Source organism: Pseudomonas sp. ABa2 (assembly GCF_056676075.1).
In genome coordinates, this window is the sequence record NZ_CM155239.1 from 3,258,577 (window position 1) to 3,282,686 (window position 24,110).

25 protein-coding genes and 2 pseudogenes are annotated in these 24,110 nt (G+C 55.8%); 11 read left to right on the forward strand and 16 right to left on the reverse strand.

The window, feature by feature from the left end:
- Nucleotides 1-2: 2 nt before the first annotated feature.
- A pseudogene (locus AC1G9C_RS15755) lies at nt 3-554 on the reverse strand (recombinase RecA family protein); the annotation flags it as partial.
- A gap of 266 nt (nt 555-820) precedes the next feature.
- On the opposite strand from AC1G9C_RS15755, the gene AC1G9C_RS15760 reads away from it, so the two are divergent.
- The 6 genes from AC1G9C_RS15760 to AC1G9C_RS15785 all read left to right on the forward strand — a co-directional run bounded on the left by AC1G9C_RS15760 (nt 821) and on the right by AC1G9C_RS15785 (nt 6,963).
- Nucleotides 821-2,449 (forward strand): hypothetical protein, encoded by a 1,629-nt coding sequence (locus AC1G9C_RS15760; protein ID WP_480408107.1) that lies wholly within the window; start codon nt 821-823, stop codon nt 2,447-2,449.
- Nucleotides 2,442-4,304, forward strand: a complete 1,863-nt coding sequence (locus AC1G9C_RS15765) for a hypothetical protein (RefSeq protein WP_480408108.1) — start codon at nt 2,442-2,444, stop codon at nt 4,302-4,304. Before AC1G9C_RS15760 ends, AC1G9C_RS15765 begins: the two co-directional genes overlap by 8 nt.
- Nucleotide 4,305: 1 nt before the next feature.
- Entirely contained in the window at nt 4,306-4,845 is a 540-nt protein-coding gene (locus tag AC1G9C_RS15770; protein WP_480408109.1) for a hypothetical protein, read from the forward strand.
- Nucleotides 4,842-6,128: a hypothetical protein gene (locus AC1G9C_RS15775; protein ID WP_480408110.1), complete on the forward strand. Its 1,287-nt coding sequence runs from the start codon at nt 4,842-4,844 to the stop codon at nt 6,126-6,128. Before AC1G9C_RS15770 ends, AC1G9C_RS15775 begins: the two co-directional genes overlap by 4 nt.
- A 178-nt stretch (nt 6,129-6,306) precedes the next feature.
- Nucleotides 6,307-6,666 (forward strand): hypothetical protein, encoded by a 360-nt coding sequence (locus AC1G9C_RS15780; RefSeq protein WP_480408111.1) that lies wholly within the window; start codon nt 6,307-6,309, stop codon nt 6,664-6,666.
- Nucleotides 6,667-6,963, forward strand: coding sequence for a hypothetical protein (locus AC1G9C_RS15785; RefSeq protein ID WP_480408112.1), 297 nt, complete (start codon nt 6,667-6,669; stop codon nt 6,961-6,963).
- Nucleotides 6,964-6,986: 23 nt separating this feature from the next.
- On the opposite strand, the gene AC1G9C_RS15790 is transcribed toward AC1G9C_RS15785, so the two are convergent.
- Both AC1G9C_RS15790 and AC1G9C_RS15795 read right to left on the reverse strand, forming a co-directional pair.
- Nucleotides 6,987-7,199, reverse strand: a complete 213-nt coding sequence (locus tag AC1G9C_RS15790; RefSeq protein ID WP_480408113.1) for an SdiA-regulated domain-containing protein — start codon at nt 7,197-7,199, stop codon at nt 6,987-6,989.
- Nucleotides 7,200-7,544: 345 nt separating this feature from the next.
- The gene (locus AC1G9C_RS15795; RefSeq protein WP_480408114.1) at nt 7,545-7,766 is read right to left on the reverse strand and encodes a helix-turn-helix domain-containing protein; all 222 of its coding nucleotides are present in this window, start codon (nt 7,764-7,766) and stop codon (nt 7,545-7,547) included.
- 104 nt (nt 7,767-7,870) lie between these two features.
- On the opposite strand from AC1G9C_RS15795, the gene AC1G9C_RS15800 reads away from it, so the two are divergent.
- The 5 genes from AC1G9C_RS15800 to AC1G9C_RS15820 all read left to right on the forward strand — a co-directional run bounded on the left by AC1G9C_RS15800 (nt 7,871) and on the right by AC1G9C_RS15820 (nt 11,251).
- Nucleotides 7,871-8,461, forward strand: a complete 591-nt coding sequence (locus AC1G9C_RS15800) for a hypothetical protein (protein ID WP_480408115.1) — start codon at nt 7,871-7,873, stop codon at nt 8,459-8,461.
- A complete protein-coding gene (locus AC1G9C_RS15805; RefSeq protein ID WP_480408116.1) occupies nt 8,458-9,858 on the forward strand; it encodes a DEAD/DEAH box helicase in 1,401 nt (466 codons plus the stop codon). Before AC1G9C_RS15800 ends, AC1G9C_RS15805 begins: the two co-directional genes overlap by 4 nt.
- A gap of 89 nt (nt 9,859-9,947) precedes the next feature.
- Nucleotides 9,948-10,256, forward strand: coding sequence for a hypothetical protein (locus AC1G9C_RS15810; RefSeq protein ID WP_480408117.1), 309 nt, complete (start codon nt 9,948-9,950; stop codon nt 10,254-10,256).
- A gap of 114 nt (nt 10,257-10,370) precedes the next feature.
- Complete coding sequence (locus AC1G9C_RS15815) at nt 10,371-10,634, forward strand: BPSL0761 family protein (RefSeq protein WP_045735151.1); 264 nt, start codon at nt 10,371-10,373, stop codon at nt 10,632-10,634.
- A 2-nt stretch (nt 10,635-10,636) separates the two neighbouring features.
- Nucleotides 10,637-11,251, forward strand: a complete 615-nt coding sequence (locus tag AC1G9C_RS15820) for a DUF6088 family protein (protein WP_480408118.1) — start codon at nt 10,637-10,639, stop codon at nt 11,249-11,251.
- 33 nt (nt 11,252-11,284) lie between these two features.
- On the opposite strand, the gene lapG is transcribed toward AC1G9C_RS15820, so the two are convergent.
- The 13 genes and pseudogenes from lapG to AC1G9C_RS15885 form a co-directional block, all read right to left on the reverse strand.
- Entirely contained in the window at nt 11,285-11,986 is a 702-nt protein-coding gene (lapG, locus tag AC1G9C_RS15825) for a cysteine protease LapG (RefSeq protein ID WP_480408119.1), read from the reverse strand.
- 28 nt (nt 11,987-12,014) lie between these two features.
- Nucleotides 12,015-12,788 (reverse strand): phosphate ABC transporter ATP-binding protein, encoded by a 774-nt coding sequence (locus tag AC1G9C_RS15830; protein ID WP_480408120.1) that lies wholly within the window; start codon nt 12,786-12,788, stop codon nt 12,015-12,017.
- A gap of 3 nt (nt 12,789-12,791) precedes the next feature.
- Complete coding sequence (gene pstA / locus AC1G9C_RS15835) at nt 12,792-13,622, reverse strand: phosphate ABC transporter permease PstA (RefSeq protein ID WP_480408121.1); 831 nt, start codon at nt 13,620-13,622, stop codon at nt 12,792-12,794.
- Nucleotides 13,619-14,476 (reverse strand): phosphate ABC transporter permease subunit PstC, encoded by an 858-nt coding sequence (pstC, locus tag AC1G9C_RS15840; protein WP_480408122.1) that lies wholly within the window; start codon nt 14,474-14,476, stop codon nt 13,619-13,621. The genes pstA and pstC overlap by 4 nt, the downstream gene beginning before the upstream one ends.
- The gene (locus AC1G9C_RS15845; RefSeq protein WP_480408123.1) at nt 14,442-15,251 is read right to left on the reverse strand and encodes a phosphate ABC transporter substrate-binding protein; all 810 of its coding nucleotides are present in this window, start codon (nt 15,249-15,251) and stop codon (nt 14,442-14,444) included. The genes pstC and AC1G9C_RS15845 overlap by 35 nt, the downstream gene beginning before the upstream one ends.
- Before the next feature lie 10 nt (nt 15,252-15,261).
- Nucleotides 15,262-16,302 (reverse strand): methyltransferase domain-containing protein, encoded by a 1,041-nt coding sequence (locus AC1G9C_RS15850; protein WP_480408124.1) that lies wholly within the window; start codon nt 16,300-16,302, stop codon nt 15,262-15,264.
- A 231-nt stretch (nt 16,303-16,533) separates the two neighbouring features.
- Nucleotides 16,534-17,865: pseudogene (locus AC1G9C_RS15855) on the reverse strand (OprD family porin).
- A 116-nt stretch (nt 17,866-17,981) separates the two neighbouring features.
- Nucleotides 17,982-18,386 carry a DoxX family protein gene (locus AC1G9C_RS15860; protein ID WP_480408125.1) on the reverse strand — a complete coding sequence of 135 codons (405 nt, stop codon included), beginning with the start codon at nt 18,384-18,386 and terminating at the stop codon, nt 17,982-17,984.
- Nucleotides 18,387-18,463: 77 nt separating this feature from the next.
- Complete coding sequence (locus AC1G9C_RS15865) at nt 18,464-19,543, reverse strand: FAD-dependent oxidoreductase (protein WP_480408126.1); 1,080 nt, start codon at nt 19,541-19,543, stop codon at nt 18,464-18,466.
- Nucleotides 19,540-21,732, reverse strand: a complete 2,193-nt coding sequence (locus tag AC1G9C_RS15870) for an FAD-dependent oxidoreductase (RefSeq protein WP_480408127.1) — start codon at nt 21,730-21,732, stop codon at nt 19,540-19,542. Before AC1G9C_RS15870 ends, AC1G9C_RS15865 begins: the two co-directional genes overlap by 4 nt.
- Before the next feature lie 13 nt (nt 21,733-21,745).
- Nucleotides 21,746-22,726, reverse strand: a complete 981-nt coding sequence (gene arsS, locus AC1G9C_RS15875) for an arsenosugar biosynthesis radical SAM (seleno)protein ArsS (protein ID WP_480408128.1) — start codon at nt 22,724-22,726, stop codon at nt 21,746-21,748.
- A gap of 65 nt (nt 22,727-22,791) precedes the next feature.
- Nucleotides 22,792-23,484, reverse strand: a complete 693-nt coding sequence (locus AC1G9C_RS15880; protein WP_480408129.1) for a haloacid dehalogenase type II — start codon at nt 23,482-23,484, stop codon at nt 22,792-22,794.
- Between the two features lie 71 nt (nt 23,485-23,555).
- Nucleotides 23,556-24,086: a TetR/AcrR family transcriptional regulator gene (locus AC1G9C_RS15885; RefSeq protein WP_480408130.1), complete on the reverse strand. Its 531-nt coding sequence runs from the start codon at nt 24,084-24,086 to the stop codon at nt 23,556-23,558.
- Nucleotides 24,087-24,110: the final 24 nt, after the last annotated feature.

Genomic DNA, 24,110 nt, shown 5'->3' on the forward strand with positions numbered 1-24,110 from the left:
GCTTAGAAGTCGACTTCGGCGTCGGCCAGGTCATCGGCCGAGGCTTTCACCGGTGCACCGCCGACCAGCAGCTTCTCGCGAACCTGACCCTCGATGGCGCGCGCCACTTCCGGGTTGTCTTCCAGGTACTTGGCCGCGTTGGCCTTGCCCTGGCCGATCTTGTTGCCCTGGTAGCTGTACCAGGCACCGGACTTCTCCACCAGGCCCTGCTGCACGCCCAGGTCGATGATCTCGCCGTTGCGGTAGATGCCCTTGCCGTAGAGGATCTGGAACTCGGCCTGGCGGAAGGGCGGCGCCACCTTGTTCTTGACGATCTTCACGCGGGTTTCGCTGCCCACCACTTCCTCACCTTCCTTCACCGCGCCGGTGCGGCGGATGTCCAGGCGCACCGAGGCGTAGAACTTCAGCGCGTTACCGCCGGTGGTGGTTTCCGGGCTGCCGAACATCACGCCGATCTTCATGCGGATCTGGTTGATGAAGATCACCAGGCAATTGGCGTTCTTGATGTTGCCGGTGATCTTGCGCAGCGCCTGGCTCATCAGACGGGCCTGGAGGGGAAGCAGTACGGATTTGGGTTCATATAGGCTGGCGCCTGAGAAACCAACACGTTGCAAAGCCATACTGTTCATACACTTTACCCTTACGGAAGCTCTATCCCTGACTACACTGTCTATCTGAACCAATTTCAGGTAGGAAAGCGATGAGCAGGATGCGGGAAGATTTGGTCGATAGTATCAGGGCTTGCTGCCCTGAGGACATCCTAATCTGGGTAGAAAAGCATCCTCCGAAGCGCCGGGCACCCCTCATCCGCGTTTTTTTCATGATCGCTCACGAACTTGATCCAGAGTGGTATCGGAACCCTGTGGCAATCACCAATGCTTGCCGCCAATTTCTCTCTCATCGACGCAGTGCAATATCCGAAATTACAGGCAAGCCAATCAAAGAAGTCACCGTCATCTCTGACTACACCGCCGTTCGTTATTACTTGAATAGGCTTCAAAAAGCCAAAAAGCTACCTAGCAATGCGCTGATCCTACCAGTCCCAAACTCGACAGACGTATTCTCAGAAAAAGAATGCAACATTCTTGGCTATCTGACCTTGGAACATGCCATTCAAGCGAATTCAATGGAAAACGCTCTTAACGAGATTGCCCATCAAATCGAAAAACATAGAACTGTCATTCTCTCCAAATGCAAGCGCATTGTAGCAGAGGGTTATGCACGGTTTTTGGAAGTTCCAGGCATGATTCGCAGAAGCGATGTGGCTGCCATCCGACTCACAAAAGACAACCTAGATCCTAACCTGAGAGGATCTCGCTCTGGTCAACATATAAGCTTTTTCTCACCATCACATCCAAATGGCTTCAGCAACTCTGTTGCGTACCTAGCCACAGAACAAGACGGGCTATTTACACGCAAATCTTTCCCTGGCGCGCACCACATTTATTCCTGGTCTACTACGAAAATAAAATCCTACCTAGGAATTACCGAAGAGTTTGCTGTGGCGGCCATGTGCATCATTATTGACGAACTCGGGATAAATGTTTTCGACTTAGCAAATGCCCAAGTCAAGAAAACAAAAGATGGTCAATTTGTCACCATCCGAGAAGATGGCGGCATAACTATCACTACCCTTAAACCTCGGGCTAACAAGTTAATTGAGCGCCACGCACCAAAAGCTACGGACGAGATTGAAGTCGATGCAGAAAGTATAGACGCTCATACTGCGCTATGGATGCTATTGCAAATGAGAACCCAGCACTCCAAAGCCTTGAATTCCAACTATCTTTTCGTCATGGATGGTTCTAGCCCCACTCGCCACGGGGATGAACACCTCTACCGTATCTTAGACACGAGACGTAAAAATACTTTCAAAGCAATCATTGATTCGCTGCCTTCATGGGTAGCTGAAGCTGAACCAACCATGCCTAAAATTAGGGTTTCACGGGGACTACTGAAATGGATTGAGAGTGGTGGAGACACTTTGGAAACGACCATTTACCTAGGAAATTCTCTGCTAACTGCCCTGAGAAACTACATCCCACCTTCAATTCAAGAATTTGTTTACCGAAAGAGAATACGTGACCATCAAAAAATTCAACTACTAATAGCAGAAGATATCTCAAACCCCTCCCCCCGCATTAAGAATAGTAATTACGAGCGCGCCAAGATGCAGTTTATCGAGGCCGTGAAATTTTTAAGAACCAACAGCCGCCACACGACAACTCACAACCCAGGTCAAGTATTCTGTTTCCTTTGCTCACCAGAAGCAATTGAGTTGATAGTCTCTTACGCGACATATGGGACAAAACAAGAGCTCATCTCGACCTGCAAGAAAATCATCACAAAAATCCAAGACGAAGGCAGTCGAAAGATGATCAAGCTACTGGCGGATGCTACTCCGACACCAATGAACTTTGAGCTTCTTGAGGTACACGCAAATGAATAATGAAAAGATCAAGAATAGCTCTCCATCTACAGCAACCTCCCAAGCGATCCTTCCTAGTTGGATCCACCCCAACTCCTCAAATATGAAGTGGTATCTTCCTCGCACCGGCACCAAGGTTACAATTTCGGAAGATCCGAACAGCAGTCGCTATGTGAAGCTTAGCTTTGACTACCAGCTATTTGATGGGTCATCCACATCAGATCTGATATGGAATTTATTTGTCAGAGATTTACAATCATCAGCGATAGCTCTCATCGAAAGCTCAAAATCAAAACGACCGCGCGCATTAGTAGACTTTGTTAGAACGGCCTTTGAAATTGCCGACCATGTGTATGAGGCCAGACACCGCTTAAATCAGCCCCCTAAAATCGTCACCCTAGCCGATATCACCTTGGAAGACATAAAGACCTTCCTAGAAGCTCACGACCTCACGTTCATGGGCATAAATGCCCTAAATCTCGACACGCAGTTAGGGCCTACTCCAAGAGGCCGCAAAAACATTTTATCCTACATTTCAGGAACGCACATACCACCCATAACACAAAAGATTTTAATCCAAAAACTTAAAAACAACAGGTCTGACATCTGTCGGGAATTCACCTGTATGCATTCAGCAAATGAAGAGAATGAAGAGGACACACTCAGTATCTCCACAATCCAAAACAAATGCACTAACTTAACCTACCTACACTCCACTAAAGAATATCAATTTCACCCCTTTAAGGTTGGAGTGCACGAAATCTCGGATGCACTTAACAGTATGACCGGCAGATTTGTCGAGAAAAACCAAACCCCACTGATGCCTACAAATATTGCATTCCACTACATCAGCAATGCGATTGTTTTTCATCGCAATTATGCGCCACACATCCGAGCCTACATAAAGCAACTGGACAACTATTACAACAGAGAAATCATAGAAAAATATGCCGCAAGCACAATTAGATCAAATGTGCACACCTTCAAGAGGCAAACCTTTGAGGCTGTACCAATCCCCAAGGCACTACAACATCTAAACATTAAAACATATGGTAAGTGCGGCAGCAACAGAGGTGGTATTTATTGCAACTCGATTATGCGCGATCACATCTCCACCGATGAACTAATTGATTTTTACGCTATCACAACACGCATCCTTATCCATACCTTTTCAGCTTGCCGAGTATTGAGTACCGCCTTGCTCGACGCTGACTGTCTTACAATTTCAAAACTGGATGGCTTATGGGATTTGAAACTTAAAATCCCGAAAGCCAGTAACAGCCATGAGCTTGAAATTATAAAGCGCCCAATACCTAAAGTCATTTGGGAATTCATTAACGAGTACATAGAGTTTATGGCGGATCGCCACCCAGGCATGACCTCCATCTGGCCCTCCAGCTCATTCAAAGGAAAAGATCGCAGTGAAATGACTCTACTAAAAAAACTGGACCAATACTCCGATTGGATTCAAGTACCTAAGATAGGCGAAACTAGATGGTATGCACGACCTCATCAGTTCAGGCGTTTCTTCGCCGCCTTTTTCTTTTACCTAAGCGGCAGTACAGAAATTGAACCATTGCGCTGGATGATGGGGCACATTGAACCTAACGTGACCCTTTACTACGCCAATATCGCGAACCAGCCCGGTTGGGAGCGAGAAACCTTAGAATTCTTAATAGACTACTTGGAGGGGCATGTAGGCAAAAACGTATTAGTCGACGAAGATCTGCAAGAAAATTTTGCTGAGTGTGAGCTTGAAATCAAACTTGGCGACCACGCCTTACTATCTGAACACCTCCAAGAACTGGCAAACCATCGCGAAATAAGAATCCAAATCATCAACAACAAAAAAATCTTTGTCTACGCGAGTAAATAATATGAGTCGTTATTCAAAGGGTGAAACTTCAGCAGCCAAGCTTCAGGAGAAGCAAGCCAAAACACAAAGCCTGATTACCAAAATATTGCTGATTAGAAAAGCAATCGAAGACCGTCAAAGACTTCCTTCCCTAGACGCACTTAAGAGCAAAAGAGGCATACCGTTCAAGTCCGCCCTTAATTGGTCAGATGCCGACCTTGGAGTTATTTCTTGCTCTTATAATACATCGCGAGAACCCTACAACACTGAGTACTCAGATCAACTAGCAGCCGCCTTAGAAACATACAACAACCTCACACCCACCACACAAACCCTTCCACCTCAAAAGCGAACAACCCAGCGTTCACAGCAAGAAGAAATCTCCACTCTAAAAAATCAAGTCGACTACCTCACAAACACATTAGGCGAAGTCTACAGGGCGTACATGCAACTGGTTGCTAGAGTGGACGAACACACTCGCCAGGACATCAGATATCAGCAAGTTTTGAAAAGCCACACCCTGGCACTTGATAGAGCTCATCTCACCTTGGTGAAACCATGATACATGTAGCAAAAGCTCCGCGTCTTGACTTCCTTTTTAATCACGGCCACACCACACCTCCATCTCTTCCAATGCTTTTTGACTCCCGTGGAAACTTTTGCTGGGAGCTCAATAGCTACCTTACAAGTTTCGGCGGTGGTGCCAACAGCTATGGGGTCCGACCAGCAATTAAAACAGTGTTCAGCTATGCTGATACTCTAAATATCTTCCAAAAATACATAGAACGCAATAAGTTAACCATCTTTGATGTCACTGACGAAACCCTTTACGACTTCGTCAAGTACAAACAAAACTCTAGAACGGCAAACTCGGCCACAATCAAGAAAATTGTCCGACGCATATTAGCTCTATTAGAGCACACGCAAAAAGAAAACAAATTCCAGAACCTACTTACCACTGACCCTCGCTCACACAACTTTCAAATTAATGCTACAGAGGACTTCTACAGACTTAACAGGCGGACGCCACTGCGTTTTCTAACCCATCCCTGCCTAGACGAACTAAGGGATACTCCGACCAAACCAACAAGCTTCATAAGAAACAATGAACTGAACGCATGGCATGAAGCTATTCACGACTACACATCCAACCAGTATATAATTGATAGATGGTACATCCTTGCCACATTACTCGAACACACAGGCAGCCGAATAGAAGAAGCCATTAACATCCCAGCAAGCTCCATTATTAATGCCTATAAAAATAATGGCCCGGTAACAAACATTCCCGTTTTAAAAGGAAAATACAAGGGTTGCTTACGCCAGGTACTAATACCGAGAACCGAGCTTCAAGAAATCTACAAATTCGTTCTACTCACTCGCTCCAGCCATCCTCATAGCGAGTTTCATGACAGGATATTTGTTAGCGAAGATACTGGATATCCTCTGGCGCGCACCACCTTTAATTCCTATTACAACGTAGTCATCAAGACTTCAAGACACGCAGAACTCCTCAAAGGTATCTCCTATCATAACTTCCGCCACCGATACTTCACCATATTAGTCGCCAAGAACATCAGTACCCTTTCAAAAATGTCGAAAGCCAATATTCTAGACGTAGCGATGGCCATCGCTCGCAAAAACTCATACCACGCATCCAAGAGCACACTCTCTACTTATATCCATCTCACACAAGATGCTGAAATACAAGACATCCTGAAAGCAGAACCAAATGCGTCCACGACCCTCCATGCGATCCAAAGCATTGTCGATGCAACTGACGACAGATCCCCTGATGAGAAGCTCACGGCAATAACGGCATTGATACAAGCCAAGCTCTCTTGAAATGCTACACTTCTTCTATTTTTCTAACCCGGAGTGGTCAGCAGAAGTGGCATCAAGCGAGAGGGGCACTTGTACCTTTGTACCTTTTCTGGACAACGGTGAATCGGGGTTATGACAATAGCGTGCATTCTACGGCCCTCCAAATATGGAACGCCGCTCCAGAAACAGAACTCACGCTATGCTCTATCTTTCGGATGTCCAACCTGCCTATTGCCCTCAGTGCGGCAAACCCATGGAGCCGAGGCTGCATGGTTGGGAAGCCCAAGATCGTTTCTATAACGCTAAACAGCCTTTTCTCTGCGAATGCGGCGCACGTTATCTTCTCAGGGAGAATGTCATTGCCAATGCGCTCGACCATGCCGAGTCGGTAGGCGGTGATGCTGGCTTCGACCGTGCCGCTAGGATGAACGTGTTCTCCGAGTTGTACGTGATTCTCGGTGCTCTCGATGCCCCCGAGGCTGTTCTGGACCAGGTATTAGCCGCAGCCGAAGGTGATTTGCTGCCTTACTCCACGTTGCTCCCATTCGAGAAGGATTAGATGGACAGAATCCATTGGTTTGCCGTTTCAAACCCCGAGCAGAAGCGCTTCCCAGAATGGAGGCGCTCGTTTGGTATTAGCGACAACGGCATCGTCTTCGTGCCGGCTGCGATGGCTGGCGATGACTCAGAGTTGAACGTCATGCTCTGCGCGGCTGACGAAGGCCAAAGCACAATCGTTCACCTCGATCACCACTTCGTGCCCGGTGGCTGGCTCAAGCGCGAGTTCCCCAAGCACTTCGAGCTGATTGAGATCATCGAGGCCCGTGCACAACTGACGCTGGCGGCATCTTTTTGAGCAACACAAGGGTTGATAACTGATCAATCATTTTCTTGGGTAAAGCGATAGAACAGGTTCGGCTCGCTAACCACGTACAGGTTATGGGATGCCCAACTGCCTGGAATATCCGACGCTTTCGACATGGCGCAGTGCAGGTTGCCCATCGCTCCAGCATCAGAACCTTCAAATCCCAGCCAGTAACCCAGGAAACCAAGGTCTAGCTCACTTCCAATATGTGCTAGCGGCGTGCCCACAAAGAACGACCATAGCCATCGAGTTTTGAAGCTGAATACCTTGGTTGGGTATCGGGCTTAAAAAAACAGATTCTATAATCGCCCTATAATCACTTTATAGTTGCCTATAAAGCTTATTCTAGAGCGCTCCGGCAGCCTGCAAGGTGAGCAGAGTACTATGTAGCGCCTCGTCACTGCTGAAAGCAGATGTTGCACGACACGCCCCCCTAAGCTGTCGTTGGAAGTGCAGGCAACGAGATTGAGAGCTGGGCGTTTGCGTTGGTGATTTTGAAGATGCTGACGCAGCAGGCGGGGCTGGGGTTAGGTGATAGCGGCGCGGCTGTCTGACCTTCTTGCGTGCTCGGGTTAGATTTCAGACGGCTTTGGCAGAAGGCTTGAAGGGTCGCAGGCGAGTTCGCCTGCGATGCGGTAGAGCTTCTCGACGGTGATGTTGACCTCACCACGCTCGATTCGCCCTATGTAGCTGCGGTCGATGCTGCACGCCAGCGCCAATTCATCCTGGGATATCCGGCAGGCCTTCCTCTGCACTCGGATGCGTTCCCCTAGCGCTTTCGCCAACTTATCCATGACCGTCTCAATTCAACTTGAGGCGGCACTATCGTGCGTTTGCGGAGGCCCAGGCCACGGATTATAATCCTCATTTCTTCCGCGCTAACTCTTCTGGTGCCTCAATGAAATCGGCCTCGTTTATCTTCGACAGGCGTCTGTATGAGCTGCTTCAGGAGCAAGGGCGTACATCGTTTACGACCCGCGAACTGCGCGATGCCTATGCGGCTCGCTTGACTGGCACACAATTCCGTATCGCCGATGTGCGCCGCTATGTGTATGAGCAGATTCGCCGATTAGTGCGCGCGGGCTGGGTTTCACCGGACGAGGACCGCCGTGTTCGAGGGCAGGTCTACCACCTGCAGCCGATTCCGACACATCTGCAACTCGAACTGATCGACAACGGTTTTGAGAACAGCCTGATGGCCGCCGGAATGCCCGAGCCAGGCAAAGCGGTACGCGATGTTGAAGCTTTGTCGCTTAAGCCGTCAGCCAATACGGATTTGCAGTTGGAAGCGCTCCACAAGGAAATTCGCTTGGACTTTCTCACTTCAATGGGCGAAGCGGAGCGATTCAAGCTGCTTCTGGACGAGATGCCGCATTTGCGGGACAAGCTTGAAGGCGATTACCTGGAAGCAAGGGATCGCAGTTCTCGCCTCTTGGGGCATCTGCGCGCCATTGAGAAGGCCCTCAAAACGCTCGCTGCACCACGATGAGCAGCTCGCTACGCAGCTGGCAGGACAGCTGCATCACCAGGGCGTTGGAGCACTTTACCGTCACGCCGCACTTCTTCTGCCAGGCAACGCCTGGAGCCGGAAAGACGCGCATGGCTGCAGAACTGGCCAGCCGACTGCTTGAGCATGACAGAATTGATCTGGTGCTGTGCTTTGCGCCGTCCTGCCAGGTCGTGGAGGGTTTTCGTTCGACCTTTGCGGCTGTGCTAGGCAGGCGTCTCGACGGCCAGATAGGTGCCGTGGGCGCGGCCTATACCTATCAGGCTATGGAATACCGTGATGAGGGATTCTGGCAGCTTCTTGATGACTACCGGGTGTTCGTGGTCTTCGATGAGATCCACCATTGCTCCGGCCACGATCCGCTGCTCAGCAATGCCTGGGGGCAGCAGATACTGCATCGGATACAGGATCGGGCTGCCTTCACATTGGCTCTTTCTGGCACGCCCTGGCGTTCGGACGACAAGGCCATCGCATTGGCTCGTTACTCTTCGCCCGACGGGTATTTGATCTGTGATTACCGTTATGGCTTGAAAGATGCCATTGCCGACGACGTGTGCCGATCACCTCGAATTGTATTGCTCGACAATCAGAAGGTGAAACTTACGGAAGAGATTGGCGCGGATAGCTCCGTGAGGCTGTTTCCCAGCATCGCCAAGCTTTTAGGGGAGTCACCAGTCACCTATGAGGAACTGTTGCGCCATGATGAGGTGATCAACCCAATCCTCGACCTTGGCTGCAGCAAGCTGAACGAGCTACGCCAGATCAAGCCTGATGCCGCCGGTTTGGTGGTGGCCACCGATATTGAACACGCTCAGCAAATTGCATTTGCACTGGAAGCCATGGGTGAAGAGTGCCGCATCGTGACCAACAAAACCCCGGATGCGCAGCAGGTGATCAACGCATTCCGCAGCAGCACCTGCAGCTGGATTGTCGCTGTCGGAATGATTAGCGAAGGCACCGACATTCCCCGCCTGCAAGTGTGCTGCTACCTCAGCCGTATCCGCACCGAACTGCATTACCGGCAAGTGCTGGGGCGAGTGCTGCGGCGCACAGGAGAGTCCGATGACCAGGCATGGCTATTCATGTTGGCGGAACCGACGCTTCAGGGTTTTGCGGAGCGAATTTCGGATGACTTGCCTGATGACCTGGCAGTTTTGAGCGATTTGCAGATGCCTGGTTTTACTCCAGGCTACAGGCCTGAGCCGGTGGGGGCTTTGGGGCTTGTCGAAGGTGTCGATGGTTCTGGGTTCGGTGGCGCAGAACCGGATATTGGATCGCAGCCTACGAACATGATTTCGATGAGTGGCTTTGCAATTGAGCCCGCTTACCAGGTCAGCTTTTCCCAGCATTATCGGCAGCAGCTACTGGCTTGTTTTTGATGCTCAGCCAGTCGAGGCTGCTCAAATGATACCGGTTGCGTGATTCCATCACTGGCCGGTACCGCGTGGAACGTATTCATGAGGAGCGTATGGAGATTAAGTCGCAGGCATTAGTTGATGTCGTTGAGGATGTGATCTGCGACGTGTGCCGCTCTGGAACGCATACTCCCGGCTATGGTCCCCAATACGGCAAGCTTGAGGCCCAATGGGGATATGGCTCGCAGCATGATGGGGAGCACTACCGGGTGCATCTCTGTGATCCCTGCTTTTTCCGGGTGCTGAGTGGGTTGCGTCGGGAGCGCATGGTCAATGGTATGTTCGATGATGATCAGCCATTTGCTTCCGAAGATTTTGGTCTGGTCAGCAAAGACAACTACTGGGTAAAGAGCTGTTTGTAGGTTTGAAAATCCATCAGCCGCACCACGTCGAATCGCGGACAAATGAGGGGTAAGCGCGCGGCTTGCCCGTTCTGGTCTCGTAGATTGGAATAACTGAATAAGGAGGTAGCCGCTTTGACCCTTCCGCATGAGAGAACCCGGAGTGTCGTCAAGACCGAAGCTTTTCTCCGCGACCTCTCTCGTAACACCGAGCTACCTGATGACATTCGCAGCTATGCGAAAAGCCTGCTCCGACACTACCCGTCCGCCGATCAAGTTTTCTCGCTGGGGCGCCTCGAAGAGTGCCTGATAAACGGCGCTCAAGATGATGAATATCGGCGAAGGGTGATAGCGTTCCATCAGCCGCTTTTCAGTTCGTCGCTAGACTTCACGCTATAAGCGTGAACGCCACGATGCTCAGCACTGATAAAGCCCAATCGGTATCCGTCCAGGTTGCGCAACGAGTCAAGCGCCTACCTAAAGGGCAGCCGTTCAGTATTAGACGTTTCACAGGGTTTGGAACGAAAAACGCCGTATCCAAAGCAATAGCTCGACTGGTCAACCGGGGCGAGCTCGAACGGGTGTATCGCGGGATTTATATGCGCCCGAAACCCGGACGTTACGTTACGAGGGCTCGCCCCAATCCGTGGACATTGCTTAGCCTGATTACCAGGCAGAAGCGTTTGTATCTGCAGATCCATGGTGCAAATGCTGTCAGGAGGTTTGGGCTCAGTACACAGATGCCACTCATTCCTGTCTATTACACCAATGGGTCCAGCCGCTCAATATTCATAGGTAAGGCTGAAATCCGGCTGATACACGCGGCACCGATGGTCATGCAGCATGCCGGCACTGAGGTGGGTACGGCTATCAGTGCATTGTTTTATCTCGGTAAAGACGGCGTCACACCAGAGTGCATTGCAGCAATTCAAGCGCAGCTAAAGACCGATGATTTCACAAGACTTATGTTGTGCAAAATGCCGGGATGGATGCGTAAGGCATTGGTAACGCTCTGACTCATTGCCAGGCCCTGGAACCCAAATAGTGACCTAGAAGCCCTCCCCACCCATTTTCTTGAGTACATCCTGCCAACGTGAAAGCTTTTTGGTGTCCCCGGCACGCTTGACGCCATCGGCCTTGAACAAATACACGCCCTCCGCATTAAAGGCATACACCGGCAGTAGATCGTTACGTTGACTGGCCGGGCGGATCTGATTGATCAGGTTGTCCAGCACCAAGGGTTCGGCGCTGCTGCTGGAGTAATAGGTCACCACCATATGCGCCTGATTCAGACGCAAGGCTTTGACGTAGGTGATGCGCAATTTGTCTGCGGGAACCTGCAGTTGGCGCAGGCTGAAGTACTTGGCCAAGGAGTAATCCTCGCAGTCCGCCTTACCCTTTATCAGCGCTTCGACCGGTGTGGCCCAGTAATCCTGCTCACCCCAGATCTTGATGTCGTCAACAAACTGCAACACCCGATTGAAATGGCGATTGACGGCGTGCAACTTGTCCATCTCGCCGAGCCCCTGGCTTTGCAGTAGCAGCGCTTTCCAATCCAGAATGCGTTGGCGCGCATCCCCCAGTGGACCATGGCGCAGCTCTGCACGGCGGATGACTTCCTGGAAGTCCCAACCTGGCTGACGATTAGCCCAGGATGGGCCGAAAAGAACAGCGCTTAGGCCACAGCCCAACAGTTGCAAGATGGTACGCCGGCTGTATGCCTTGGCTGCGGAGTCTTTGGCACCAGACATCGGTTCCTGTCCTCCGCATACTGCTGCGCTAGCACAGCAGACCGTTAAGGTAACGATGAGCCAGGGGATCGCGGCTGCTCTGGAACAGGTCCTGAGCGGGCCCACTCTCCAGCACGCAGCCGCAGCCATCCCGTACCCAGCACACCGCCACATGGTCAGCCAGACGCCGAGCCTGGGCCAGGTTGTGGGTCACCATCAACAATGTGTAGCGCCCCTTGAGACTGTCGATCAGCGCCTCAACCGTGGCGCTGGCCATCGGGTCCAGGGCGCTGCAGGGCTCATCCAACAACAGCACACTCGGCTGCAAGGCCAAGGCGCGGGCGAAGCACAGGCGTTGCTGTTGACCGCCAGACAGCCCCAGTGCTGGCTTATCCAGCCTATCGCGCACTTCATTCCATAACCCCGTGGCCTGCAGGGCTTGCTCCAGACGCTCTTCCAGTACGGCCTTGTTGCGCACCCCATGCTCGCGCAAGGCAAAGCGGATATTTTCGGCAATGCTCAAGGGAAAGGGGTTGGGCTGCTGAAACACCATGCCGATCTGGCGGCGCAAAGCTTGTACATCTTCGGCTTCGCTCAATACATCCCGACCGTCGATCAGTACACGCCCGCTGACCCGCGCACCTGGCACCAGATCACTCATGCGATTGACCGCCGACAGCAGGCTGCTCTTACCGCAGCCACTGGGGCCGACCAGGGCCATCAACTCCCCGGGGGCGACTGTCAATGAAGCGCCTTGCAGCGCTACCTGACCGGCGTAATGCACGCTGAGGTTTTCAATCTGAATGGACGGCGGCACTTGCATGACTTATCTCGCAAAGGTTGCCGGCCGACGCCCCAGGCGCCAGGCCAGCAATTGAATGATCAGGGCCAGGCCCAGCAGCACCAGAGCCGAAGCCGCCGAGGCCGGGCTGCCGCCCGAGACGTTCATGGCCAGGTCGTAGATATGCACGGCCAGGGTGCGCCCCGAGTCGAATACACTTTCAGGCCAGCGCATCACATAACCGGCGGTAAACAGCAGCACGGCCGTTTCCGCCAGGGCACGCCCCGCACTCAGCACCAGAGCAGCCGCAATACCCGGTGCGGCAAAGGGCAACAGGATGCGCCGTAGGTAACCAACGCGGGAAATTGCCAAGCCGGCAGCAGCCCGGCGATAGCTGTGGGGGCAGTCACGCAGGGCCTGCTCGCAGCCCCGAATAAACAGTGGCAAAACCATACAGGCCAGCGTGCAACCACCGGCCAGCAGGGAGTAGCCCCAGCCCAGTTCGACTACGAACACGCGGTGCCCGAACAGGCCAAACACCACCGAGGGCACGGCGCCCAGCCCATCGAGGGCCCACTGCAGCGCCAGATTGGCACGGCTGTCCGGCCGCAGCTGCTCCACCAGAAACAGTGCGGTGCCCAGGCCCAGTGGCACGGCAATGGCCAAACAGATCAGCAGCACCCAGAGCGTGGAGAGAATGATCGGGCCAATCCCCCCGCTCCGCCCTGCCTGCTCGGGCGCAGTACTGAGAAAGCTCAAATCCAGATGGCTGAAACCCTCGGCGAAAAGGGTCAGCAGCAGGCTCAGCGGCGCCAGAGCCAGCAGCAGAGCCAAGCTCGCCAGGGTATAACCGCGCCAACGCTCCTGCCGATTCATGTGCGAGCTCCATAGAGGCGGGCCAAGCCCATCAGCAGCAGCGCCAGCACCAACAGCACCCAGCCACTGAGGTATAACGCCTGCAGGTGAGGACCTGTGGCATAGCTCATCTCCAGGGCGATATTGGCCGTTAGGGTACGCACCGGATCAAAGATCGATCCCGGCCACTGCACCACATTGCCGGCCACCATCAGCACCGCCATGGTTTCACCCAGGGCGCGCCCGAGTTGCAGCAGGATGGATGGCCATAGCCGTGGCCAGGCTGCGGGCAGCAGCACCCGGCGAATCGCCGCCCAGTGCGACACCCCCAGACACAGAGCCGCCGGCAGATGGCGGCGTGCGCTTTCACGCAGGATCACATCGGCCTGCACCATCAGCAGCGGCAGAATCATCAAGCCAAGAACGAGACCTGCCGTGAGCAGGCTGGCACCCGGTGGAAACCAGCTGTTGAGCAGTGGCACCAGTACCACCAGGCCCCATAGCCCATAGACCACGGAGGGGATACTGGCCATAAGGCCGAGCAGCGCCGAGTAGGCGCTTGCCACCGGACTTGGCGCGTAAAAGATTAGCCAGACGCTGACCAACAGGCCGGCCGGCACTGCCAGCAGCAGGGCCAGCAGGCTGCTGAGCAGGCTGGCGGCCAGCATGGCCTGCAAGCCGAATAATCCCTTGCTCGGCTGCCAGGTGTCGCCAAGCAGATTGCCGGGCTCCTGTAGCAGCGGCCAACTGGCCTGGGTCAGAAACACCAGAATCAACAACAGGATCACGGCCGCTGTCAGGGCACACAGCAGGCTGAGCGAGCGCAGCAGACGGTCGGCGCTATCGCGCCGGGACAAAGGCATGCTGTTGAACAAGATCGGCCACCTCGCTGGATTGAGCAAAGTCCAACAGTGCCTGGGTGCTGGCATCCGGCGCGCCGCGCACCACCAAATTAAGGGTGCGGCTCAATGGGTACTGCCCATCACGCACGGCCTGGCTCGATGCCGCTTGCTCATCCAGGGCCAGCAGCTTAATGGGTACACCCTGCTGCGCTTCGTACTCGGCGCTGCCGATCGACACATAACCAATGGCCAAAGGATTACCCGCCACAGACTTGATGCCTTGCTGGTTGTCACCTATCACCAAGTCCGGCCGCACATCGCCGTTGTCGAGGTGGAAGTGCTGCAGAAACAACTCCAAGGTCGAACGCCCTTCTGCCTTGTGCACCTTGACCACCGATCCTGCCGGGCCACCCAATGCACTCCAATCACTGACCTTGCCGGTGTAGATAGCGACCACCTGCTCGCCCGTGATTTGCGTCAGGGGGTTGCTGACGTGCACGATCAGGGCAATGCCATCGTCGGCGAGGGGATAAGCCTGCAGGTCTTTTTCCGCATCTGTCAGGGCACGCGAGGCCATGCCGATAGAGGCCAGACCAGTGCGCACATCCTGAATGCCACGCGAGGTTCCGCCCGATTGCACGTCCACGTGGATATCAGGGTTCAACACCTCAAAACGCTTACCGATGTCCGCCATCAATGGGGCGATGGTGCTTGAGCCCGAGACACTGATGGTCTGCTTCTGCTCGGGTGAACAGGCACTGAGCAGCAGGACAGAGCAGGCAACGGCACACAACTTCTGAGTCAGCATCCCCTTATCCTCAGCAGCAGCTGGCCGCAGTCCCAGACGCAGCGCCCTGATCGAACGGCAGACCACCGCCACAGCCCTCGAACAAACCGAAGTGACGGTTGAAGTCGCCGATAAACTCGAAATGCGCAGCAAAACGGCTGTCCTTGAGCATGCGCCAGGTATTGCCGCACACCGGGAACACCCGGCCCGTTTCGATACGGTGGTGTTTATCCAGCACAAATGCAGTGGGCACACCGGCAATGCTGCCGCGATAGATCACGGCCTGGCCGTAGTCCTCGCAGGCCGGCTCCAGACCATCGAGCTTGAACAGCCGGTAGGTGGCGGAGAAGAAACGGGCATCACCGAGTTTTTCCGCCAGCGCCGGGTCACTGATGCTGATGGGCTGATCCTCCACCAAGCGTGGGTCGGCAAAGCCATGCCGGCGGGCCAGGTTCTCGAAGTCATTCCAATACAGGGCACCGCCCAGGCACTCACCGTACAACACCTCATCCTGGCGCAACGCGTCAGCCAGACGGCGATCCGCGTACACATCAGAGAAGTACAACTCGCCGCCCGGCTTGAGCAGGCGATAGGCCTCGCGTAACACGCTGTCCTTGTCAGGCGACAGATTGATCACGCAGTTGGATACGATCACATCGAAACTGGCGTCGGCCAGGTCCAGTGCCGCCAGATCCTCGATATAGCCGTGGCGAAATTCCACATTGGCGTAGCCGAACTGCGCGGCATGGTAATCCAGATGGGCATTGGCCACCGCCAGCTGCTCGGCGGTCATGTCCACACCGAGCACGGAGCCCTCAGCCCCGACCAATTGCGCCAGGACATAACAATCGCGGCCCGAGCCACTGCCCAGATCAAGCACCCGGCAGCCCTCCAGCAAGGCCGGTGCGACCAGCCCACAGCCGTAATAACGGGCGCTGACTTCGTGATGAACCTTGGCCAGCAGTGGCTTGAGCCAATTCGGCATGCTGCTGGGATCACAGCAGGCACTGGTTTTCAGATCGCCGCTGTTCTGCAGGACCTTGCCGTAATAGTTCTGTACCGACTCGTGCATGGAAAACCTCTTTTCAGAATGTCGATTGGCGAACAATGCGCGCCGACAATCAGGATCGATTACTGAGATGTCACTTAACTACTAGATAAAAACAAAGGCGCTTTGTTACAGCCCATCAGCGCTGGCAGAGAGCCAAGAGAAACATAAAAAAAGGGGGCCATGGCCGACACAGCCCCCAAGACGGGGAGGAAAGGAGCAACCCCTATTTTTCACTCCACGACGAGTGAAAGCTTAAAGCAGGCTCAGCGGATACTCGACGATCAAGCGCACCTCGTCGACATCTCCGTCGATCTGATTGGAAGATCCGCGGTGTACGGCATGCCGTACACGCATGGACAGGTCCTTGGCCGGGCCGCCTTGCACGATGTACTTGGCTTCCAGGTTACGTTCCCAGTGTTTCTCATTACGGGCATCGGCGTCGAAGAAGCCACCACGGTCATCCGCATCGGTGCTGTCGATATCGCTGCCACGCACATAGCGCGCCATCAGAGTCAGGCCCGGCACGCCATAGCTGGCCATGTCCAGGTCATAACGCAGTTGCCAGGAACGCTCGCCCGGGGCGTTGAAGTCGGAATACTGCACTGAGTTGGCCAGGTAAATGCCATCGAAACCGATGTAATCGAAACCGGCATCATCGTCGATCTGCTGATAGGCCAGGGTCACTGCATGCCCACCTCAGGCGTATTTGCTGGCCAGCGACCAGTCGGTGTTGCCGATCTCACCGGCCAGCGCGCGGCCACGGTCGTTGGTGCGATAAACATTCAGATCAAAGCCCAGCGAGCGCTCGCTACCCAGGTCGAGGGTATAGGCCAGCCCCGCGTAATAGCGCCGCCAGGTGTCTTCGACCTGAGAGCCGTACAGGCTGAGGGAGAGGCTCTCCGCTGGCGCATAGGTCAGGCCCGCCCAACTGATGGAGTCACCCACGTCGCCGGCATACTGGATGAGCAACTCATCATCGGAATTGCTGCTATTGAAACCGTTCATGGCCGTAATGTGGCCAGCATCCAGGCTCACGCCCTCGATTTCCTCGCTGCTTAAGAAAAAGCCCGTGGCGGTTTCCGGCAACAGACGAGCATCGCCCGTCCCGACGACAGGGTTGGCGAATTGCTGCTCACCGTATTTGAGTACGGTGTTCGACACCCGCAGCTTGACCACCCCGCCCGCCTCGCTCCAGTCCCGCTCGGGCTCGCCATCATTGCCGATGGGCGCCAGCAAGGTCCCAGTGCGGCCACCGCCGCCATCGAGACGGATACCGAGAAAGCCATAGGCATCCACACCGAAGCCAACCGTGCCTTGGGTAAAGCCGGACTCAAAGAAACCCATGATCCCGTAAGCGGCCTCCTCGCGGTAACCGTTCTCCTGGCCAGGTTTGTTTGCATTGGTGCCGGCGCCATTGAAGCCGCCGTTGCGGAAATCACGGTTGAAATAAAAGGCGCGATTGAGCAGGTTGAAACTGCTGTCCTGGATAAAACCCTGCGCCTCCGATTGCTGGCTGGCCAGGGCCGTATGGCTGAAAGCTGCTGCCACAGCCAAGCCGCACAAACTGAGTGTAAAGCGGTGCATTGGATACCCCTCTTGCGTAGGCGATGCGCCACCTGTGGGTAGCGCTTGTTGTTGTGCCAATGCCAGCCACATCTTGCTGACCTACTTCGAGTCGGTATCCAGTGCTTTGTTACAACTCAGTACTTTTTTCCCAGCACCCATTTGTCTTCATCGCGATAGGCGATCAGCAACAGGCTGGCCGCGAAGATGATCAACGAGGGATAGAACAGCGCGTTGCTGCCTTCGAATACCCAGCTCCAGGGGTCGATAACCGACTGCATCACCGCCAGCAGTGACGCACCGTTGAGCAGAACCTGCAGCGGATACACCCAGCGCCGGGCAAAGCCGACAACCACTGCCAGGCCGACCAGCATCTGCAGCACGCCCGCTATACGCATCGCGCCCTCGGCCGCGAGAAAGCCGAAGTAGAACTTGTTGGCCACCGCCATACCGTGCTCGACATTGAACACCTTGTCCGCGCCCCAGATCACCAGTAGCCAACCAAGCGAAATGCGCAGCAACAGCAGGGTCCAGTTTTTCATGCAATGCCTCCTTTAACGGCCGACCTTCAAGCCGGCATAGGGTTAGCCCAACCCAAATGGTTGAGCAGTGATGGGGATTACGGCGCGCCGTGGTGGCGGTCGATAAAGCTGCGGTCGAGACGGTCTTTCCAGCGCCCCAGCAAGGCGCCCTCTGCCGTCATGCCAGACCAACTGAGCAGTGCACCACCTTGGCCATCGGCCAATAGCGCCAGGGCGCGACGTTGTGGTTGAAAGCGCGTCAGTGGCTGGCCGGACAGTGCAGCGCCCAGATTGGTCGCCAATACAGGACCCTGGCGTACGGCATAAACACCGCTACTGGGAGTTGCTGTCAGGCTGGCACAGTCACCGGCGGCAAATACATGGGGGTGTGAAAAACTCTGCAATGTCTGACCGACGCGCACAAACCCGCGCTCGTCGCAGTCCAGGCCAGACAGGGCAAGCCAGGGTAAAGCGCTGGCGCCAGTGGCCAGAATCACCCGGGTACCACACCAGACAAGCCGATCCCCCGCAACCAGGGCATCGCCATGAATTGAGTCGACGGCCACGCCCTCCTCGACCCTGACTCCGGCATCTGCCAAATGGCGCAAGGCACGCTGACGCAATGCACGGGGATGGCCGGCCAAGACCCTGGCGCTACTTAACACGGTCAGCTGTGGCACCCGAGGTGCCACGGCCAACGCCAGCTCTACACCCGCAGCGCCGCCGCCCAGAATGGCCAATGCCTGGGGGGCCTGTTGCCAGCGTTGCCAGCCTTGCAGAAAGCTGTCGAATGGCTTGACCGGCAGGATATCCAGCAAGCTCTCACCCACTTGTGGCGCCTTGGGTATGGAGCCGAGATTGAGTGACAGCCAGGTGGCCGAATACTGCCTGCCATTAGCCAGTTCGACGCACCTGGCGGCCGAATCCAACCTTTCGACCTGTCCCAGCAGCAACTCAACACCGGCTGCGGCGCAGAGAGTCTGTAGAGGTATGCGGCACTGCTCGGCGCAGTAACGGCCGGCCAGCAAGCCTGGCAACATGCCCGAGTACCAGGCATATGGCCCCGGACTGATCAGGCCGATGCGCCCTTTGGGTCGTTGGTCACTCATCCACAGGCGCAGCACGCCTAGATGGGCATGGCCTGCCCCCGCAAGCAACAGGTCGAATTGACCGTTCAAAGCGCTTTCTCGCTCACTTTGAGTTCAGCTTGAACATCGGCTTTGCTCATGCCAAGGCGCCAGTGATGGAAACGTGCCACCCAGTTCAATACCCCCTGCGGGGCATGGGCACGCTTCCATTCGCCGGCCACATACTTGTTGGCTTCGGCCATGGTTGGGTAGATATGAATGGTGCCGAGCACCTTGTTCAGGCCGTAGCCCTGCTTCATCGCCGCCACGTACTCGGCAATCAGCTCACCGGCATGTTCGCCGACAATGGTCACACCCAAAATGCGGTCTTTGCCAGGTTCGGTCAGCACCTTGATATAGCCATGGGCGGCTTCGTCGGCGATGGCGCGGTCCAGATCGTCAATGCCAAAGCGGCTGACCTCATAGGCGATGCCCTGCTCTTTGGCGTCCTGTTCGTTGAGCCCGACACGTGCCACTTCCGGGTCGGTAAAGGTGGCCCAGGGGATCACCCGGTAATCCACCTTGAAGCGTTTGAAGGTGCCGAACAGACCATTGACCGCGGCAAACCAGGCCTGATGCGCCGAGGTGTGAGTGAACTGATAAGGGCCGGTCACATCACCCACAGCGAAGATATTGGGGAAGCGCGTGGCCAGGTATTCATCAACTTCCAGAGTGCCATTGGGGCGCACGGCCAACTGTAACGCTTCGGCCCCAAAATCCTTGACGTTGGCCACCCGGCCCAGGGCCAGCAGCACCTGATCGAAAGCGATGCGCACTTCGCTGTCGTCGGCCAGGTTGAGACAGACCAGCTGCCGCTGGCCCTCGACCACTTCAAAGCGCACCGCTTTGTGCCGCAGGCGCAGATCCACGCCATCCTGACGCAGGCTGGCCATCACCGCCTCGCTGGCCTCCAGGTCTTCACGCACCAGCAGGCGCTCGGCCATTTCCACCTGGGTCACGGCGCTGCCCAGGCGCTGGAAGGCCTGAGCCAGCTCGCAACCAATCGGCCCACCGCCCAGTACCAGCAGGCGCTTGGGTTGTTCGCGCAGATTCCAGACGTTATCCGAGGTCAGCGGCTCCACCTGTTCGATGCCCGGAATCTTCGGCACCAGCGGGCGGGCACCAGTGGCGATCACGATGGAACGGGTCCTTAGCGTCTGGCCATTGACCTCCACCGTCCACGGCGAAGTGATCTTCGCTTCACCCTCGATCACTTCCACACCCAGGCCGGTGTAGCGTTCGACTGAGTCGTGAGGCTCGACATCGGCCACCACTCGCTGCACACGCTGCATCACCGCGGCGAAGTCCACCTCGGCCTTGATCGGTTTGAAGCCGAGCTTTTCCGCCTTCTTCATTTCATTGGCCAGCTTGGCTGAGCGCAGCAGGGCCTTGGACGGCACACAACCGGTATTCAGGCAGTCGCCGCCCATCTTGTGTTTCTCGATCAGCGTCACCTTGGCCTTCACCGCGGCGGCGATATAGGCCGACACCAGGCCGCCGGAACCGGCACCGATCACCACCATATTGCGGTCGAATACCTTAGGCTTGACCCAGCCGGCATACACCTTGCGCGCCTTGACCAACTCCAGCAGCTTGCGCGAGACAATCGGCAGCAGGCCGAGCAGGACAAAAGCCCCCAGCAAGCCTGGAGAAAGAATGCCGCCCAGCGAGTCCAGCTGGCCCAGCTCACGCCCGGCATTCACGAACACCAGGGTGCCGGGCAACATGCCCAGCTGGCTGACCCACCAGTAGGTACGTGCCGGCAGCTTGGTCAGGCCCATGGCCAGATTGATCAAAAAGAACGGAAAGACCGGCACCAGGCGCAGGGCAAACAGGTAGGAGGCCCCTTCCCGCTCGATACCCTGATCGATGCCGGCCAGACGCTGGCTGAATTTGGCTTGCACCCAATCGCGCAACAAGAAGCGGCTAATCAGCATGGCCAGGGTCGCGCCCAGGGTAGAGGCGAAGGACACCAACAGAGTGCCGCCCAGCAGACCAAACAAGGCCCCGGCCACCAGGGTCATCAAGGCCGCACCGGGTAAGGACAGGGCCGTCACCCCAACGTACAAGAGGAAAAACACTCCACCCACCAGCAGCGGATTGGCCGATACCTGGGCAGCCAGGGCGGCTTGCTGCGCCTTGAGGTTCGCCAGATTCAGGTACTGGCCCAGGTCGAACAGAAAGAAACCCGCTATCGCGAGCAGAATAATGGCTAACAGGGCCGCTTTACGCTTGTCCATGACAAACCTCTCCTTAGTGGTTATCCAGTGCGCCAGCGCAACTGGAGCCCTGCCCGGCCGTACAGGCATAGCAGTGGTCGCGGGTGACGATGGGGTTGCCTGCCAGGCTCGATGAGCCGAGCAGATCGCGCAGATGGGGGCGGTCGCGACCGATCACCTCAGGCAGGGCCAGAGGCAGCTCAAGCATCTGATTGAAGTCGCAGTCATACAGATAGCCCTGCCAGTCGACACTGACCAGCTGCTTGCACATCACCGCTTCGAGGTTTTCCGGGCGGTAGCTGTCGCGCAGCAGCTGCATATAGCTGTTGAAGGTGCCCTTGCTCACCAGGGTGCTGCCGAAGCGGGCAATCGGCTGGTTGGTGATGCACAACAGATGATTGAACTGGATGCCAAAATCCACTGCCAGGTGGGCCTTGTAGTCGGCTTCGAGCTGCGCCTGCGCGGGCGGCAGGCTCGCCCCCTGCGGGTTGTACACCAGATTGAGCAGCAGGCCGCTGCCCTCGCGACCATAGCCCAAGCGGTTAAGTTGCAGCAGGCCCTCGATACTGGCGTCGAATACACCATCGCCGCGCTGCTTATCGACGTTGTCCCGCGAGTAACAGGGCAAGGAGGCGCTGACTTCCACGCCCTGTTCGGCAAGAAACTCGGCCAGATCTTCATAGCCCGGCTCACTGAGAATGGTCAGGTTGCAGCGGTCGATCACCCGCAGCCCTTCGCAGCGGGCGTGACGGACAATCTCGCGAAAACGCGGATGCATCTCGGGCGCGCCGCCGGTCAGATCCAGGGTCTGTACCGCATGGGCATCGATCACCTGATGCAGCAACGCCAGGTTCTCATCGGTCATGGCTTCGGTACGGGTTGGCCCGGCATTGACATGACAGTGCAGGCAGCGCTGGTTGCAACGGTAGGTCAGGTTGACCTGCAGCGCTTGCAACGGAGCGCGGGTAATGGCCGGAAAACTCAGCGCGTTGAGCAGGGGTAAGGTGGCATGCATGGCGGTTCAAGCTCCTGGGATACTGCTCTTTTGAGACGCGAGAGACTCATTCGTTACGCCAAGGGTCATGCTGAGAGTTGCCGAAACAGTGCTGGCAAGCGCTTCGTCATCTCGGCAAAGCCCTCAAGAATGATGTCCGGTTGCCTTTCCCAGGGATCGAACAGACTGGCTGGATCGCGCCTGAGCCAGGCGCTGCGCAAACCGGCATGGGCGGCGCCAAGCACATCGAACGGATTACTCGATACCAGGCACAGCTGGGCAGCGGATACGCCACAACTGTGCAGAAGGTGCTGATAAACCGCAGGGTCTGGCTTGAATGAGCGCACATCTTCGACGCTCACCACGGAGCTGAAGTAATGAGCAATACCCGCTCTCTCCAGCAGCCGCTGCACGGCCGTGCGACTGCCATTGGAGAAGGCATGTAACTGCAAGCCCTGCGCGTGCAATGCCGCCAACCCGGCGGGTACATCGGCAAAGGCATCAAGGTCGGCATAGGCCTGCATGGCACTGGCAACCAGTTCGTCCGTGGCCTCTACCCCCTGCTCGTGGCAGCTAAAGACCAGGGCCTGGCGTGTACAGACGGAAAAATCGCAGTAATCGCCCATCAAGCCGCGGCGAAAACTGTACTCAAGCTGCTTTTGTCGCCAGGCCTTGGAAATTGCCGGAGCCTTGTCATCCACCAACTCGGTCAGTCGCGTCAGCACGGCCTGGGTGTCGATCAGGGTTCCGTAGATGTCGAAGGCAACAGCGCTGTTCATGGGCAGGCTCCGGGTTATGCCAAGGATGGCATTAGCTTACGGACTGAAAAGTCCAAAAATAGGCAAAAAAATCAGCGCAGGTTCGTCATGACCAGATCGATAACGCTAAGCAGTTCATTGCGGGCGATACCGGACTTGGCCTGGGTGCGCAAACCGCTCATGGCGCAGTGCATAAACAACGCCAGCGCCACAGGGGACTGGCTAGTCGATAACTCACCACAGGCCTGGGCCTGGGTGAAGGCCTGCTCGAACACCTGGCGAAAGTGTCGTGTCGCCAGCTCGATCAACGGTTGTACGGCCGGGTCGCCGGTGGAAAACTCGTTGGCCACATTGACCAGCATGCAGCCACGCGGGGTCTGCTGCTGAGCGTCTTCGAGCACCGAGAGCAGGCAACCGCGGATAAAGCCCAGCGGCGACTCGGCCTGTTGCAGCCGCTCACGCATCTGCTGGGAACGGCTGTCGAAATAGCGGGTGAAGGCGGCTTCAAACAGGCTCTGCTTGTTGCCGAAGCTTTCATATAGGCTGCTCTTGGACAGCCCGGTGGCCAAGAGCAGGTCCTGCAGGCTGGTGGCCTCATAGCCCTGGCTCCAGAAAAGCTGCATGGCATTTTCCAGTACCTGGTCAGG

Bases quoted from the DNA above. Each gene is read 5' to 3' on its own strand.
- AC1G9C_RS15795 (WP_480408114.1), bottom strand. From the start codon at position 7,766: ATGGATAAGTTGGCGAAAGCGCTAGGGGAACGCATCCGAGTGCAGAGG.
- arsS (WP_480408128.1), bottom strand. From the start codon at position 22,726: ATGCATGCCACCTTACCCCTGCTCAACGCGCTGAGTTTTCCGGCCATT.
- AC1G9C_RS15860 (WP_480408125.1), bottom strand. From the start codon at position 18,386: ATGAAAAACTGGACCCTGCTGTTGCTGCGCATTTCGCTTGGTTGGCTA.
- AC1G9C_RS15850 (WP_480408124.1), bottom strand. From the start codon at position 16,302: ATGCACGAGTCGGTACAGAACTATTACGGCAAGGTCCTGCAGAACAGC.
- AC1G9C_RS15870 (WP_480408127.1), bottom strand. From the start codon at position 21,732: ATGGACAAGCGTAAAGCGGCCCTGTTAGCCATTATTCTGCTCGCGATA.
- AC1G9C_RS15800 (WP_480408115.1), top strand. From the start codon at position 7,871: ATGAAATCGGCCTCGTTTATCTTCGACAGGCGTCTGTATGAGCTGCTT.
- AC1G9C_RS15770 (WP_480408109.1), top strand. From the start codon at position 4,306: ATGAGTCGTTATTCAAAGGGTGAAACTTCAGCAGCCAAGCTTCAGGAG.
- AC1G9C_RS15845 (WP_480408123.1), bottom strand. From the start codon at position 15,251: ATGCTGACTCAGAAGTTGTGTGCCGTTGCCTGCTCTGTCCTGCTGCTC.
- AC1G9C_RS15805 (WP_480408116.1), top strand. From the start codon at position 8,458: ATGAGCAGCTCGCTACGCAGCTGGCAGGACAGCTGCATCACCAGGGCG.
- AC1G9C_RS15810 (WP_480408117.1), top strand. From the start codon at position 9,948: ATGGAGATTAAGTCGCAGGCATTAGTTGATGTCGTTGAGGATGTGATC.
- AC1G9C_RS15830 (WP_480408120.1), bottom strand. From the start codon at position 12,788: ATGCAAGTGCCGCCGTCCATTCAGATTGAAAACCTCAGCGTGCATTAC.
- AC1G9C_RS15880 (WP_480408129.1), bottom strand. From the start codon at position 23,484: ATGAACAGCGCTGTTGCCTTCGACATCTACGGAACCCTGATCGACACC.
- AC1G9C_RS15765 (WP_480408108.1), top strand. From the start codon at position 2,442: ATGAATAATGAAAAGATCAAGAATAGCTCTCCATCTACAGCAACCTCC.
- AC1G9C_RS15885 (WP_480408130.1), bottom strand. From the start codon at position 24,086: ATGCAGCTTTTCTGGAGCCAGGGCTATGAGGCCACCAGCCTGCAGGAC.
- AC1G9C_RS15775 (WP_480408110.1), top strand. From the start codon at position 4,842: ATGATACATGTAGCAAAAGCTCCGCGTCTTGACTTCCTTTTTAATCAC.
- AC1G9C_RS15785 (WP_480408112.1), top strand. From the start codon at position 6,667: ATGGACAGAATCCATTGGTTTGCCGTTTCAAACCCCGAGCAGAAGCGC.
- pstA (WP_480408121.1), bottom strand. From the start codon at position 13,622: ATGAATCGGCAGGAGCGTTGGCGCGGTTATACCCTGGCGAGCTTGGCT.
- lapG (WP_480408119.1), bottom strand. From the start codon at position 11,986: ATGTCTGGTGCCAAAGACTCCGCAGCCAAGGCATACAGCCGGCGTACC.
- AC1G9C_RS15760 (WP_480408107.1), top strand. From the start codon at position 821: ATGATCGCTCACGAACTTGATCCAGAGTGGTATCGGAACCCTGTGGCA.
- AC1G9C_RS15780 (WP_480408111.1), top strand. From the start codon at position 6,307: ATGCTCTATCTTTCGGATGTCCAACCTGCCTATTGCCCTCAGTGCGGC.